Source organism: Pseudomonas sp. FW305-70, assembly GCF_058783925.1.
Genome location: NZ_JBYSYZ010000067.1, coordinates 1 through 15,479 on the forward strand (window position 1 = coordinate 1; position 15,479 = coordinate 15,479).

Below are 15,479 nucleotides of genomic sequence, written 5' to 3' on the forward strand. Positions count from 1 at the left end.
GCCATGAAAGAGGTAGCCAAGATGTTCAACAACAAAGTGGTGGTGATCAGCGGCGCCGGCTCCGGTATCGGTCGCGAACTGGCTGTGCAACTGGCCCGGGAGGGAGCGCTGCTGGCGCTCTCGGACATCGACCGTTCGAGCCTCGATGCCACCCTGGGCTTGCTCCCTGAAGCGAGCCAGGCCCGGGGCTACACGCTGGATGTTTCGTCCTGGTCGGCATTCCAGGAGCATGCCGAAGAGGTCATGCGCGATTTCGGCACGGTTCACTACGTCATCAACAATGCCGGCGCCACGGTGATCGGCACCGTGGCCAACACCAGCATCGAAGAGTTCGAGTGGCAACTGGGCATCAACCTGTGGGGCGTGCTGTACGGCACCAAGGCCTTCCTGCCGACGATGCTGGCCCAGCGTGAAGGTTGCATCGTCAACATTTCCAGCGTGTTCGGCCTGCTCAGCTACCCCACGCAAAGCGCCTACAACATGTCGAAGTTCGCCGTGCGCGGCCTGACCGAATGCCTCTGGGCCGAACTCAGGGGCAGCGGCGTGCGCGCCATCAGCGTCCACCCCGGCGGTATCAGGACCAACATCGAGCGGGCGGGCCGGCGCTGCAAGGCTGCAGGCGAGGAGGAAGCGAAGTTCGCCCGCCTGGCCGACAAGATGCTGCTGACCCCGCCCGCCGACTGCGCCGCCGACATCATCCACGGCATGCGCCACGGCAGCCGCCGGGTCATCACCGGCAACAAGTCCAGCACTATGTTCTGGCTAAGCCGATTGTTCCCCAACCGCTACCCCACCCTGCTCAGGCTGCTGGGCTGAGCCTTGTCTGACCCTATCGAGGAGTACTCCATGTCCAACGCTTACGCCCGTACCCTGTTCAGTATCGCCGCCGGCTTCAACATCCTGGCGGGCCTGCCCTTGCTGGTGGCCACGCAGCCGGTGGCCCAACTGATGGGCTTGCAGATGACCCCGACCACCGGCCTGTTCATCCAGATCACCATGATCGTGGTGCTGATGTTCGGCTGGGCCTACTGGATGATCAGCCGCGACCCGGTGCGCTATCGCCCCTACATCGTGTTGGGGATTGCGCTGAAGATCCTCGTGGTCGCGGTCATCACCAGCCACTGGCTGGCGGGCACCATTGCCTGGCCACTGCCGACACTGGCGGCGAGCGACATCGTCTTTGCCCTGCTGTTCTGGCGCTACCTGAGCAGCACCCGTTCGGCGCAAGCCCTCTCGCCATTGCACTGATTGAAGATCGCGCGCATCGCCCACCCCCCTCGTCGCCGGGGGGGTAATTTCTGCCCGCTCCCGCACGATGCCACTCAGAACATCCACCTGCCGCCAACGGCCCATCCGAGGAGCACCACCATGCTGTATGAAAGCATCGATACCGCCGCCATCAACGCCGACGACCTGCCCTGGGTGCCTTTCGCGCCTTACAACGACGACGTGCTCATCAAGTACATCAAGTGCGATCCGGTGCGTGGCGAGGTCATTACCCTGCTCAAGGCACCCGCCAGCATGACCCTGCCCAAGCACCACCACTCCGGCACCGTGATCGTCTACACCATCAAGGGTGGCTGGAAGTACCTCGAACACGACTGGATCTCCACCGAAGGTGGCGTGGTGTTCGAGACGGCCGCCACCAGCCATACGCCCATCGGCCTGCCCGAGCACGGCGACGAGGTGATCACGTTCAACGTCACCCTGGGCGATCTCATGTACATGGACGAAAACGACAACATCGTTGCCATCGAGAACTGGAAGACCAGCGTGCAGCGCTACCTGGCCTACTGCGAGGCCAACGACATCCAGCCCAAGGACATCACCAGTTTTTCGGTGTGACCGATACCCGGCGCCCCTCCCCGAGGGGGGCGCCCCACTCACTCCGCCAACAACAAGAACAGGAGTCTTCCATGATTCAGAAGTTTGCGCGCACCGGGCATTTCACACTGAAGGTGAGCATGCTGCTGGCGAGCTCCGTCGCCTGCGCCCAGGACACCCTGCCTTTCGCGCCGACGCCTTCGGCCAGCACCGCCGGGCCGACCCTGCAGGATTCCCATCACCAGAAGCGCCAGGCCCAGTCCCATGTGCCGGCCGGTGCACCGAACATCCTGGTGATCATGCTCGATGACGCCGGTTTCGCCCAGGCCGACACGGTTGGCGGCGCCATCCACACCCCGACCCTGAGCCGGGTGGCCGACAGCGGTGTGCGTTACAACGCCTTCCATACCACCGCCATCAGCTCGGCCACCCGTGCCGCCCTGTTGACCGGACGCAATCACCACCGGGTCGGCAATGGCGTGATCGCCGAGCTGGCCACCGATTGGGACGGCTACACCGGCAAGATTCCCAAGAGTTCGGCGACCATGGCCGAAGTGCTCAAGCAATACGGCTACAGCACCGCCGCCTTCGGCAAATGGCACAACACACCGACGTCGGAAACCACCGCCGCCGGACCGTTCGACAGCTGGCCGACCGGCTATGGCTTTGAACACTTCTATGGCTTCATGGCCGGGGAAACCTCCCAGTACGAGCCGCGCCTGTACCGCAACACCACGCCGATCGAACCGCCTCGCGATCCCAAGTACCATCTCAGCGAAGACCTGGCCAACCGCGCGGTGAACTGGCTGCAGGACCACAAGACCTACGCCCCGGACAAACCCTTCTTCATGTATTGGGCCCCCGGTGCCGTGCACGGCCCGCACCAGGTCAACGCCCAATGGGCCGACAAGTACAAGGGCAAGTTCGACGCTGGCTGGGATGTGTATCGCGAGCAGACCTTCGCCCGCCAGAAAGCCATGGGCTTCATTCCCAAGGACGCCAGGCTGACCCCGCGCCCCGCCGAACTGCCTGCCTGGGACAGCCTCGACGCCGGGCAAAAGCAATACCAGGCGCGCCTGATGGAGGTTTACGCAGGCTTCCTCGAGCATGCCGATACCCAGGCCGGGAAGATCCTCGACGAGCTGGAACTGCAGGGTAAACGCGACAACACCCTGATTTTCTACGTGCTCGGTGACAATGGGGCCTCGGCCGAAGGCATGGAAGGCACCATCAACGAACTGCTGGCGCAGAACGGCATTCCGGTGCCCAAGGAGCAGCAGCTCAAGGTGCTCAACGGCAGCTACGGTGGCCTGTCGGCCCTCGGCGGCCCGAAACTCGAGAGCATGTACAACGCCGCCTGGGCCTGGGCGGGTTCGGGCCCGTTTATCGGGACCAAGCTGGTGGCGGGCTACTTCGGCGGCACGCGCACGCCAATGGCGGTCTCCTGGCCCAAGCAGATCAAGGCCGATGCCAAGGTCCGCGGGCAGTTTCACCACGTCAACGACATTGTCCCGACCGTCTACGACCTCCTCGACATCAGCGCGCCCAAGGTGGTCAACGGCGTCGAGCAGGACCCGATGGACGGCGTCAGCCTGCGCTACACCTTTGCCGAGGCCGATGCAAAGTCGCGCAAGCCCCCGCAGTACTTCGAAGTGCTCGGCAGCCGTGGCATCTACAAGGACGGCTGGATCGCCTCGGTATTCGGCCCGCGCAAACCCTGGGTGCAAGGGTTTGCCCAGTTCATGGGCTGGAACCCGGACAACGACCAGTGGGCGCTGTATGACCTTGGCAACGACTACTCGCAAGCCACGGACGTGGCGGCCAGCCACCCGGAAAAACTGGCTGAGCTGAAGGCCGAGTTCGATACCCAGGCCAAGGCCAACCACGTCTACCCGATCGGCGCCGGTCTGTTTCCCTTCATGAACCCGGATGTACGCCCGGGTACCGACAAACACGAATGGAATTTCAGCGATCGCACCCAGCGCTTCCCGGAGTTCACCGCCCCCAACCTGCGCAGCCGCAACAACCGGGTACTGGTGACGGCCGACGTGCCGGCCAAGGCCAGTGGCGTGTTGTATGCCATGGGCGGGATCGGTGGCGGTGTCAGCCTGTACCTGGACGATGGTTTTCTGGTCTACGAGTACAACGCCCTGGCCATTGCCCGGGTCAAGCTGCGCTCGACCGAACGCGTGCCGGCCGGTAAAGCCAACATCGAAGTGTTGACCCAAATGAGCACGACCAAACTGGGCGCGCCGGCCAATCTGAGCCTGCGCCTGGGGGGGCAGGAAGTCGCCAGCGGCGTGACGCCGTTCACCCCGGCATTCACCTTCACCGCCAGCGAAACCTTTGACGTGGCCCAGGACCTCGGCTCGCCGGTCGCCCTGGATTACTTCGACCGCGCGCCGTTCGCTTTCAACGGCAAGGTCGACGACGTGCATGTCGCTTACTTGCCCTGAACCCTTGCCCTGCCCAGGAGATTCCCATGGCCACCACCGAACTTAAAAACAAGAACGTCCTGATCACTGGCGCCGCTTCCGGCATCGGTCGCGCCGCCGCGCTGGCATTCGCCCGCCGGGGCGCCCTGATCATTGCCACCGACATCAATCTCGTTGCGCTCAGGCAGGTGCAAATGGACGTCGAGGCCCTCGGTTCCCGCTGCACCATCCATCAGCTCGATGTCTCCAGCAGCGAAGCCGTGCGGGAACTGGCCGAGAAGCTCCATGCCTCGCTCGGGGCGCTCGACGTGCTGATCAACAACGCCGGCATCGGCTACCTGGGCCAGTTCCTGCAAAGCGACCTGGCCCACTGGCAGCGGGTGCTGGACATCAACGTGATGGGGGTGGTGCATGGCTGCTATCACTTCATCCCGCAGATGCTCAAGGCCGGCGGGCCGCGCCATGTGCTCAACGTGGCGTCGGCGGCCGGTCTGTACCCGTCGCCGACGATGGCGGCTTATGCCGCCTCCAAGCATGCGGTGTTCGGGTTCAACGAAGTGCTCAAGATGGAGCTGGCCGACAGCGATATCTGCGTGACCACGGTCTGTCCCGGCATCATCAATACGCCGATCACCCATGCCCGCAACAACGTCTCGCCCTCGGTCGACGAAGCCCAGCTCACGCGACTGCACAAGTACTATCAGACCAAGGGCTGCGGGCCCGAGGTGGTCGCCGAAGGCATGGTCCGCGCGGTGCAAAAGAGCCAGGACCTGTTGCTGGTCGGGCCCTTTGCGAAGGTGCTGTACCACTTGCGTCGGCTGTCCCTGGGCCTGTTGCGTCGCTTCGTGCTGAGCGATGCGCGCAAGGTCGGGTTTCTCTGATGGCGAGCGCTTCTCCTGTCGTGCAAGGGTTGCACTTGATGGCCAAGCCGGTCGGTCCGATCTGCAACCTCGATTGCAGCTACTGCTTCTACCTGGAAAAGGAGCAGTTGTACCCGCCCAGAGAGCGCTTTCGCATGTCCGACGAGGTGTTGCGCGCGTACATCCAGGGTTACATCGCCGCGCAACCCAGCCCCGAAGTGGAGTTCACCTGGCAAGGCGGCGAGCCGACCTTGCTGGGCCTGGATTTTTTCCAGCGGGCGGTGGCCTGTCAGCGCGAGTTTGGCGCTGGCAAGGTCATCCGCAATACCCTGCAAACCAACGGCACCCTGCTCGATGACCAGTGGTGTGCCTTCCTCGCCCGCGAGGGTTTCATGGTCGGCCTGAGCCTTGACGGGCCGCGTGAGGTCCACGACCTCTACCGACCGGACAAGCGTGGCCGCTCCAGTTTCGATGCGGTCATGGCTGGCCTGGGCCTGCTGAAGAAACACGGGGTGCCGTTCAACGTGCTGGTCACCGTGGCCCGCGACGTGGCGACTCATCCGCTGGAAATCTATGGTTTTCTCAAGGCCCAGGGCGTGCGGCATATCCAGTTCAACCCGGTGGTCGAACGCCTTCCAGGCGCAGCGGACGTCAAGCAGGGCCTGAGTTTCGCCACGCCGCCGGAGCTGCGACTGCATGCCGTGGACGAACCCGGGGTGGTCACGGCGCAGAGTGTCGAACCCGAGCGTTATGGCGACTTTCTCATCGCCATCTTCAACGAATGGGTGCGCCATGACGTCGGCGACATCCATGTGATGAACTTCGAATGGGCCCTGGCGGCCTGGTGCCAGCTGGCGCCTTCGGTGTGCCTGTTCAGCCCGCGCTGCGGCAAGGCAGCGATCGTCGAACATGACGGCAGCGTCTACTCCTGCGACCACTTCATGTACCCGGAGTATCGCCTGGGCAATCTCCAGGAAGATGACCCGGCCACCCTGCTCGCCTCCCCGGCCCAGAAGGCGTTCGGCGCGGCCAAGGAAACCACGTTGCCGACCTTGTGCCAGCAATGCGACTACCGCTTCGCCTGCCACGGCGAATGCCCGAAGAACCGGTTCATGACCGCGCCCAACGGCGAGCCGGGACTGAACTACCTGTGCCCCGCCTACAAGAAATACTTCCGCCACCTGACGCCCTACATGAACGCCATGGCCCAGTTGATCAGCCATGACCAGCCCGCTTCGCTGATCATGCAGGCCTTCGACGGCCCGCTGATCGTACCGCTCAAGCCAGCGCGATAATGGGTTGGGGGACTGTGGGAGCGGGCTTGCCCGCGAAGGCGGCCTGACAGGCGTCCCGGGATTCATTCTCTGAGTACATATCCATTTCTGCGGTAATAGCCACCGGCGGTTAACGCAGGAATGGATATGTACACCACCCTCAAAACATACATCGCCTGACGCTAGTCATCGCAGGCAAGCCAGCTCCCACAGGGTCCTGGTACATCCGCCAACATCAGTCCGACTGGCAGGCCGCCTTCGCGAGCAAGCCCGCTCCCACATGGGATCAGGGGTACTCACGAAATAACGTCAACCGCTAAATCGTATTCGCGAGCAGGCTCGCTCACACAACGGGATCGCAGAAAGACCCGTAACCAGATCGCCTCGTTCTGACTTTGGCTTTTGATCTTCCTGCTCCCTCGTGAGGCTTCGTTCCGGTTCTGCGTAGTGGGCAACCCGGCATGGATGCCGGGTTAGCCGCGTACGGCGATGGATGGCGGCGGGCTCTGTAGGAGCGAGCTTGCTCCGGGCGGCGTTCCGACGAAAAACCCGAGAGCACCTCGGGGTGTCAGGCTCCCCGCATCATCGTTGACCTCCATCGCGAGCAAGCTCGCAGTAAGGGCGGAACCATTAGCGGTCGTTACCGCAGGAATGGATACGTGCGCGAACAGAGAGCCTGGTCGGCCCGAAGGCCGCCAAGATCAAGATCAAAAGATCGCCGACAGATTAGCGAGCCTTCCTGAGCAAGAAATGCGACAACGCCGGTATCAGCACCAACGCCCCAATCATGTTCCAGATGAACATGAAGGTCAGCAGGATCCCCATATCCGCCTGGAACTTGATCGGCGACCAGGCCCAGGTGATGACGCCCGCCGCCAGGGTGATGCCCACCAGAGCGACCACCTTGCCGGTGAACGCCACCGAGTTCTTGTAAGCCTCGGTCAACGACAGGCCGGCACGCTGCTGGGCCAGCTGCACGCTGAGCAGGTACAGCGCGTAATCCACGCCGATCCCCACGCCCAGGGCGATCACCGGCAGGGTGGCCACTTTCACGCCCATGCCAAGACACACCATCAACGCCTCGCAGAGCACTGACGTCAGCATCAAGGGCACCACCGCCACCACGACCGCGCGCCAGCTGCGAAAGGTGATGAAGCACAGCACGATCACCGCGCCATACACGTACACCAGCATGGTGCGGTTGGCCTCGCGGACCACGATGTTGGTCGCCGCTTCGATCCCCGCGCTGCCGGCCGCGAGCATGAACTGGCGTTCACCGTTGCTGTGCTCGCGAGCGAAGGCCCCGGCGACACTGACCACATGTTCGAGGGTCTGTGCCTTGTGGTCGGCCAGGTAGGCCACCACCGGCATCATCGAGCAGTCGCTGTTGAACAGTTCCGGGTTGTTCACCGAGGCCTGTTGCGCGCCATAGTTGAGTACGTCCTGATTGCGCGCGATGGTCAGCATCTTCGGGTTGCCTTCATAGGAACCCGCGGTGATCTGCCGTACGGCGTTGACCAGCGACACGGTGGTCTGCACCCCCGGCTGCTGTTGCAGCAGCCAGCCGAGACGGTCAGCCTCGACCAGGGTCTCGTACTTCAGGCAACCTTCGCTCGCGGTCTTGACCATCACGGCGAACTGGTCGCTGGACAGCGAGTAGTTGTCGGTGATGTAGGCATTGTCGCGATTGTAGCGGGAGTCTGCGCGCAGCTCGGGCGCACCCGGGTCAAGGTCGCCGATCTGCAGCTGGGTACTGACCATGAACCCGCCCGCCGCCAGCAACCCGGCGACGATCACGGCGACTGTGGCCCAGCGGCGTTCGGTGAAGCGGTCGAGCAGGCTCCACAGATTGCCCAGGCCCTTGCCGTGCAGTTCCTTGTCTTCCTGACGCAGGCTGCGCGCCGCCGCCTTGCGACTGACACCGCAATACGACAGCAGCACCGGCAACAGCACCAGGTTGGTGAAGATCAACACCGCCACACCGATGCTGGCGGTGACGGCCAGGTCCTGGATCACCGGGATGTCGATCAGCATCAGCACGGCAAATCCGACCGCATCGGCGAGCAAGGCCGTCAGCCCAGCGAGGAACAGGCGGCGAAAGGTGTAGCGCGCCGCCACCAGTTGGTGTGTGCCGCGCCCTACATCCTGCATGATGCCGTTCATTTTCTGCGCACCATGGGACACGCCGATGGCGAACACCAGGAACGGCACCAGGATCGAGAACGGGTCGAGCGCATAGCCCATCAGCGCGACCAGCCCCAGTTGCCAGGCCACGGCGATCACCGAGCAGAGAATCACCAGCGTGGTGCTGCGCACACAGCGGGTGAAGAAATAGATGATCGACGTGGCGATCAGCGCAGCAGCGCCAAAGTACATCATCACCAGCACCAGGCCGTCGATCAGGTCGCCGACCAGCTTGGCGAAGCCGATCACGCGGACCTTGATCGGGCCCTTGCCCTCCTCGCCCCGGGCATGGGCATCGCTGCTGCCGGCGAACTCGTACTTGTCACGCAATTGCTCTTCGAGCACCCGCGAGAAAGCGTGGTAGTCGATGGCCTGGCCGGTGACCGGATCTTTCTCCAGCAGGGGCACGAAAATCATGCTCGACTTGAAGTTGTTGCCCACCAGGCTGCCGACGATGCCGGATCGGGCAATGTTCAAGCGCAGCTGCTCGACGCCCTTGGCCGAGCCGTCGTAGGCATCGGGCATCACCGGCCCGCCGCGAAACCCCTCTTCGGTCACTTCGGTCCAGCGCACCGCCGGTGTCCACAGCGACTTGACCCAGGCACGGTCCACACCCGGGGTCACGAACAGGGTGTCGTTGATCTGCTTGAGCACATCGAGGTATTGCGGGTCGAAGATATCGCCTTCGGTGTTTTCCACCACCACCCGTACCGCATTGCCGAGCCCGCGCAAGGACTGGCGGTTTTCCAGGTAGTTCTGAATGAACGGCTGGCTTTGCGGCAGCATTTTTTCGAAGCTGGCCGTCAGGCTCAGGCGAGTGGCTGCGAAGTAACCGAGCAGCACGGTGATCACCAGGCAACTCAGCACCACCAGCAGGCGGTTGTTGAAGATCAAGCGTTCGAGCAGGTTGCCGGAACGGGCGTCGAAGCCCTTGAGCTCCCGCACCACCGGCATCGTATCGAGTTCGTAGGTACCCATATCGTGTCTTGTCTCTTTTGTTGTACGCAGGTGGGCTTATTCGAGGGGGAGCTGGCGAAGACCGCGGGCGCCGGCCAGTACCAGTGCACCGGCCGTTGTCACTTGCGCTGCGGCCACCGGCGCCAGGCCGTTTTTCGCCTGCAGCTTGAAACTTGCGCCGTCGTCGTTGCTGACCAGGACATGGCCGGCCTGGCTCAGCAGGATGATCCGGCCGTCTGCAGTGACCGTGCCGGCGGTGATGCTCAGGGGCAGGCCAAGCTCGACCTGGTTCCAGTGGGCGCCGCCATCGACGCTGCGGTAGGCGTTGCCGCGCAGGCCGAACACCAGCACCGCGCCGGGCTTGCCGACAATGCCGAAAAAACTGCCGTTGTAGGGCGTGGGGGTGGCCTTGAAACGCTCGCTGGCCGGGTCGAACTTGAGCACCAGGCCCTGCTCGCCGACAACGAACAGTTCATTGCCAGCCGGGCGCAAGGCGTACAGGTTCAAGGCACTGGGGTTGTCGGTCCGGTCCAGCCACGGCGTCCAGTTGCGGCCACCATTGTCGGTACGGAAAATCAGGTTGAAGGCGCCGACGATGTAACCGACCTGGTCATTCTCGAACCACACATCGAGGAACGGCTTGTCGGCGCCCTCTTCGAACATGCGCTGGGCATCGGCCAACAAGCTGGCGACCGCCTCGTCGTCCGGGCGAGCCGCAGCCTGCTTGCGGTAATACGCGAGCAGGGTCGAGCCGACGTCACGGCCGTCGAATTGACGGCTCCAGCTTTCGCCCGCGTCGCTGCTGTGCAACACCACGCCGTCATGGCCGACGGCCCAGCCCTGGGAAGGACTGGGGAAATGCACGGCCACCAGGTCAGAGCTGACCGGTACCCTGGCTTGACGCCATTGCCGGCCTGCATCGTCCGAATAGAAAATGTGGCCACGCTGGCCGACCGCGACCAGGCGCCCGCCGGCACTGGCCAGTCCCGTGAAAATGCCATGCAGCGCCTTGTCGGTCTGCAACGCCGGCCGGTCGAGAGTATCGGCGAAATCCGCCGCCACCACGGCACGGGTGAAAGGCAAGGCCAACGCGGCACTCAGTGCAATGAGCACTGTCCATCTGATTTTATTCATCGCTGTTTCCCGGATAAAAAAAGCCACCGGAAGAGGCGTGGCCTCTCCCCGATGGCAAATACCACATGGAGTCCTGTCAGCGGATTCCGGCACCGGCCAGGGATTCCGGAGCCCACTGGGCCTTGGAGAGTGGCTCGATGTACTTCACACCACCGTACGGCCCGTACATCCCGGTAATGTTGTAGCTACCGGTGACGAAGTCGTAGAACATATGGTTGTCCGAGTTCGGCGCCTGCACGTCGTAGCTGTAGGCCATGTGGGCAAAGGCGCCGCGGTACAGCTTGCCGCTGGCGTCGTATTCGTCCGAAGCCAGGGCAATCCAGCTGTCCTCATCGAGGTAGAAGGTGCGCTTGCTGTAGATGTGGCGCTTGCCCGGCTTCAGGGTCGCCTCCACGACCCACACGCGGTGCAGTTCCCAACGCATCAGGTCGGGATTGACGTGGTTGGGAGTGGTCACGTCCGCAGCCACCTTGTGGTAGTTCAACTTGTAGGTGTTGTACGGGACGTACATTTCCTTCTTGCCCACCAGCTTGAAGTCGTAACGGTCCAGGGCACCGTTGAACACCCAGGAATCGTCATAGGTCGAACTGCCGGCCGACCCCGGGTTCGGCGTGTCGTAGGCGATGTCCGGCGCCAGCTTCACCCGGCGTTGACCCGGCAGGTACTGCCAGCCACGGCGGCCTTGCTTGAGCGGGTTGACCGCATCGACCACCAGGATGGCTTCACCGGCACGGCGTGCCGGGCCCTGGTAATACAGCTTGGTCTTGAAGAACACGTCGCTCTCGTTGGCCGCCGTGGTACGGGCCGGGTCGTACAGCGGGTACTCGATGTAGGCGTTGCCGGTGGTGGCCAGGGTCGCCCTGCCCGAGGAATCGACGTTCCAGGAATCGTACTTGGAGTTCAGCGCAAAGCCCTGATAGCGCAGCAGGTGGTTCCACATGGCTTCATAGCCATCGGCGGGGATCGGGAACGGCACGCCCGGCAACGCATTGTCCAGGGCTACCCCGCCCTCGGTGGTTTTGGTCCCGACCGCGTTTTTCGCCGTGTTGTCCAGCAATCGCTGAGGCATGGCCACGGTACGGTGGGTCGGGTAGACATCGACGCGGAACGACGGGAAGCGCTTGAGCAGTTCCTGGGTCGAGGCTGTCATCTTGCCGGCATACTGGGCAGCATTACCGGCGTTGATCACCGTCAGCGGCTTTTCACTTTCGAAGGGGTCGGGGCGAAACGAGCTGCCCGCCTGGTAGCTGGCCGGCGCCTGGGTCAGGCCACCGGTATAGGCCGGGATGCTGCCGTCGGCATTGCCGGCCTTCTCGGCGCCGACGCCGGTCAATGTGCTGCCAAGCCGGGTGGCCTGGTCGGAAGATACGGCCGCGTGGGCGGCACCGGTCACCGCCAGCGCAAGGGCTGCGGCCAATACGGATTGGGCAAGTTTCATGGGGTCTCTCCTGTTGCCTGGCAACGTTCGATCAGATAGTCGTTTTGAAGGTGAAGGTGACCATGCCGCGATCCTTGAGCTGGGCCGATGTACCGCCAAAGGCTGTGGCCTGCCCCGGGGTGCAGTTGTACTGGCCATTGGCGCCGGGGGCGGCACCCTCTCCCTGGCTGCCGGCATTGCCGGCGCGGTCGCAGGTATCGAACGGACCGAAGTTGTCCACGTACTTCAGGTCGAAGCGATACTGGTTGTGCACGTCCATGCCAACGCCGATCGAATAGCTTCCGGAGTCTTCGTTGCCCCCCATCTGGACGGCGGAGTTGCCATTGAGGCCAACGTTGTAGGTGGCCGGCATGTAGAAATCGATGCCGGGAAAAACCTGATACCAGGTCGGGTTGAAATTGACGCCGATGACGTAGTTGTCCTTGCTGACCTTGTCCACGCCGCGGTACCAGTCCTCACCCTTGAACAGCTGCTTGTTGTCGGTCACGTCCAGCCAGCGGCTGTAGCCCAGTTCCACCAGCAGCGAGGCGCTGTCCCACACCGGTGTGTCGGCGAAGGTGGTCAGGCCGTTGAGCACCGCATGCACGGTGTTGCCTCGGGCCACGCCGTTGTTGCCATCGAAACTGCCGATGAATCCGGGCAGACCGGCGGCGGCCGCGGCCGGGCTGACGGTGGCGGCGACACTGGCCAGCGGCATGTTCTCGCGGTAGTTGAGGTCGAAACCGACGCTGACCCCGGCGATGCTCTTGGACAGGCTGATGCCGTAGATATCGATATCATCGACGTAGAACTGGTTGTAGCTGCCGATGTTGCCCGAGATCAGCTGCGCCGGGCCGACAGCGGTCGGCTGCAGGACCAGGTTGGGCAGGATGTCCGAGGTGTTGCGGTAGTAGAAGCCCAGGGTCCCGTCCAGCCATTGCGGGCTCCACTTGGCCATCAGGCCGAAGTCGCCGTGATTGTCCGGGGTGAAGGTGTGGCCGTTGGTCAGCCGCAGGAACTCATTGGCGCCGATGGGGCCGGGAGCACCGAAGAGTGGGTTGCGGCCACCGATCAGCGACAGGTTGTGCCCGCCACTCTGGATGCCGTCGTTGAACCCCAGGTAGGTACCCGATTCCGGCAGGCGCGAGGCGTCCCAACCGAGGAAGTACTGGGCGCTCAGGGTCAGCTCCGGGCCAAAGGTCAGGCTGCTGGACAACTGGTTGCGCGGGATGAACAGTTCCTTGGCCTCGGTGCCCGGCACTGTCAGCCCCTTGGTGATGTCCAGGCCCGACTGGCCATAACTGTTGCCGTGGGCGAAGGCCAGGATACTTTCGCCCCAGTACTGGGTATGGCTGCCCAGCTTGGCGCTGAGCAGGGTTTCGTCACCGACCTCGGTGCTGCCAAACACGAAAGCATCGAGGATTTCCGCAGACGGTCCGTTGTAGTAACGGTCGGCATAACCGCTGATATGGCGTGAGTCCGGTACGCCGTTGTTCAGCTGGTTGGTCGAGGCGTTGGCACTGCCGACATTGTCATAGGCATGGTCGTACCAGCTGTTGGCACTGACGCGAAAGCCGGCCTTCTGCTTGTAGACCACGTCCAGTTCCGAGAGCACGTCCAGGCGCTGGGACACCGCACTGCCCGATGAGAAGTTGCGGTTGCCGTCATTGTTGTTCCAGCTGTTGGCCAGCTTGCTGTTGGCACTTTCCACGCGCTGGCCGTAGTTGAGCTTGAAGGTGTTGTCGAAACGCACCGACAGGTCTTCGTTGCCCGTATCGATTTCCAGGGCTTGAGCGGGCGCGATGCCCATCCCGGCCAGGATTGCTGTAGCCAAAAGCCCTCGACGCAGGTTTGCATGGCAGATCTTATTGTTGTTGTTCATCTAACGGGCTCACCTTCTCTGTGGTTCATGAAAACGCATTGAAACGGCACTGCGACGCTGTCCTTAGGTGCGCTGCAGGATGGTTACCGATACCGAACGACCCAGCGCCGCGTTGTGCGCAAGGGCCGTCCGGACACCGTTGTCGTGCCTGGACGGCGCCGTACCGCGCAACTGCCAGACCAATTCAGTGATTTGCGCCAGCCCCGTTGCTCCCGGGGCATGGCCGCGACCGAGCAATCCGCCGGAGGCACAGACATCGACCGGGGTGCCGCGGCTGTTGCGCCGTTCGCGCACGAAGCCGTCGATACCTTCCTCCCGGCACAAACCCAGGGCGGCGCTGTACACCATGAAGTCGCCGACGCTCTGGTCATGCAGCTCCACGGCCTCAATCTCGTCGGCACCGATACCGGCGTGCTCATACGCCAGTTGCGCAACCCGCCGGGTCGTGGCGCGCCCCAGCACATCGAGCACACAGCCGGACTCCTGCTCGGAGGCCAGGTCGCTACCGCGCACACAGGCCCTGACTGCCACACCACCGCGGGCGCCGTAGCGGGCCAGAAAACCCGGGGTACACAGCAGCACCGCCGCCGCCCCGCTCGCTGGCGGGCAAAGGTAGCGAGCCCGCCAGCCATCGAGTGCCGTACAGCGGTTGAGCACGGCCATGGGGTTGAGCATGGCCTTGTTCCGGGCCTGGCTGAGGACCTGCTCGAAGCTGCTCTGGGCCACGCCCATGCGGGTCAGCAACCAACTGGTCTGGGCCGCGAACAGCGCGGCCGGATGCTCGCGCCGGGCAAAATGAGCCTGGCAGGCTTCGGGCTGGCCAAGGCCGTCCCAGGCCTGCGGCGCGCTGTCGTCCAGACCAAAGAAGGCGCGATGGGTAACGTTCGACGGCATGCATTCAAAGCCCAGTGCCAATGCGCATTCGGCCTGACCGGACAACACGCTGTGACGCGCCAGCTGCAAGGCACTGCTGGCTGCCGAGCAGCCGTCCGCGAGGGAAAACACCGGGACACCGGTCAGGCCGATCTGGGCCAGGACCTGCTCAGTGCAACCGACTGCGCTGCTGACGCAGGCACTGAACACCTGGTCGACCAGGTCATAGTCAATGCGTGCATCGTCGAGCGCCTGGCGAATCGCCCTGCCCGCCAACGCAGCGACACTGTCGCCAGCGCCCAGCGGGACGAACGCAGACATGCCCACCCCCGCAATCAGCACGCTTTGACTCATACGCCTTACCTCGATAGTCGGCTGATGCCGATCCTCTCTTGTCTTCGAGCAACGCTCGGCAAGCGGCAATCCGCCGGGCCGGGTTGCTTCAAGTGAGGTCCAGACTATCGGTCAGGCGCGATCCAACCCCCCCATCGTCAGGGGGGGTGGAAGAACAAGGGGGGGGGAAGGTTCTTCAAGCATTTCCGGAGAACTGCAGGAGCCAGCCTGCTGGCGATGGACTCAAGCGCGCCGCGTTCATCCAGCTCACACGCGTTATCGTTAACGACCATCGCTGGCAAGCCA

General features: G+C 63.4%; 11 protein-coding genes. 6 read left to right on the forward strand and 5 right to left on the reverse strand.

Annotated elements, in window-relative coordinates:
* The 6 genes from AC3WN7_RS27650 to AC3WN7_RS27675 all read left to right on the forward strand — a co-directional run.
* Nucleotides 1-816: SDR family NAD(P)-dependent oxidoreductase (locus AC3WN7_RS27650; protein WP_256585809.1), on the forward strand; the 816-nt coding region annotated here is incomplete at its 5' end.
* Between the two features lie 30 nt (nucleotides 817-846).
* Nucleotides 847-1,248, forward strand: a complete 402-nt coding sequence (locus tag AC3WN7_RS27655; RefSeq protein WP_102675752.1) for a hypothetical protein — start codon at nucleotides 847-849, stop codon at nucleotides 1,246-1,248.
* A gap of 120 nt (nucleotides 1,249-1,368) precedes the next feature.
* Nucleotides 1,369-1,845, forward strand: a complete 477-nt coding sequence (locus tag AC3WN7_RS27660) for a 2,4'-dihydroxyacetophenone dioxygenase family protein (protein WP_095966183.1) — start codon at nucleotides 1,369-1,371, stop codon at nucleotides 1,843-1,845.
* 71 nt (nucleotides 1,846-1,916) lie between these two features.
* Nucleotides 1,917-4,280, forward strand: a complete 2,364-nt coding sequence (locus AC3WN7_RS27665) for an arylsulfatase (protein ID WP_102675753.1) — start codon at nucleotides 1,917-1,919, stop codon at nucleotides 4,278-4,280.
* Nucleotides 4,281-4,306: 26 nt separating this feature from the next.
* Complete coding sequence (locus AC3WN7_RS27670) at nucleotides 4,307-5,140, forward strand: SDR family NAD(P)-dependent oxidoreductase (RefSeq protein ID WP_095966185.1); 834 nt, start codon at nucleotides 4,307-4,309, stop codon at nucleotides 5,138-5,140.
* Nucleotides 5,140-6,414 (forward strand): anaerobic sulfatase maturase, encoded by a 1,275-nt coding sequence (locus AC3WN7_RS27675; RefSeq protein WP_102675754.1) that lies wholly within the window; start codon nucleotides 5,140-5,142, stop codon nucleotides 6,412-6,414. Before AC3WN7_RS27670 ends, AC3WN7_RS27675 begins: the two co-directional genes overlap by 1 nt.
* 705 nt (nucleotides 6,415-7,119) lie before the next feature.
* Here AC3WN7_RS27675 and AC3WN7_RS27680 read toward each other — a convergent pair.
* The 5 genes from AC3WN7_RS27680 to AC3WN7_RS27700 form a co-directional block, all read right to left on the reverse strand.
* On the reverse strand, nucleotides 7,120-9,555 hold the full coding sequence (locus AC3WN7_RS27680; protein WP_102675755.1) for an efflux RND transporter permease subunit: 2,436 nt from the start codon (nucleotides 9,553-9,555) through the stop codon (nucleotides 7,120-7,122).
* Nucleotides 9,556-9,591: 36 nt separating this feature from the next.
* A complete protein-coding gene (locus AC3WN7_RS27685; RefSeq protein ID WP_102675756.1) occupies nucleotides 9,592-10,668 on the reverse strand; it encodes a WD40/YVTN/BNR-like repeat-containing protein in 1,077 nt (358 codons plus the stop codon).
* 76 nt (nucleotides 10,669-10,744) lie between these two features.
* On the reverse strand, nucleotides 10,745-12,106 hold the full coding sequence (locus AC3WN7_RS27690) for a DUF1329 domain-containing protein (protein ID WP_102675757.1): 1,362 nt from the start codon (nucleotides 12,104-12,106) through the stop codon (nucleotides 10,745-10,747).
* Nucleotides 12,107-12,137: 31 nt separating this feature from the next.
* On the reverse strand, nucleotides 12,138-13,967 hold the full coding sequence (locus AC3WN7_RS27695; RefSeq protein ID WP_095966191.1) for a DUF1302 domain-containing protein: 1,830 nt from the start codon (nucleotides 13,965-13,967) through the stop codon (nucleotides 12,138-12,140).
* 63 nt (nucleotides 13,968-14,030) lie between these two features.
* A complete protein-coding gene (locus AC3WN7_RS27700) occupies nucleotides 14,031-15,194 on the reverse strand; it encodes a thiolase C-terminal domain-containing protein (protein ID WP_102675758.1) in 1,164 nt (387 codons plus the stop codon).
* Nucleotides 15,195-15,479 lie beyond the last annotated feature (285 nt).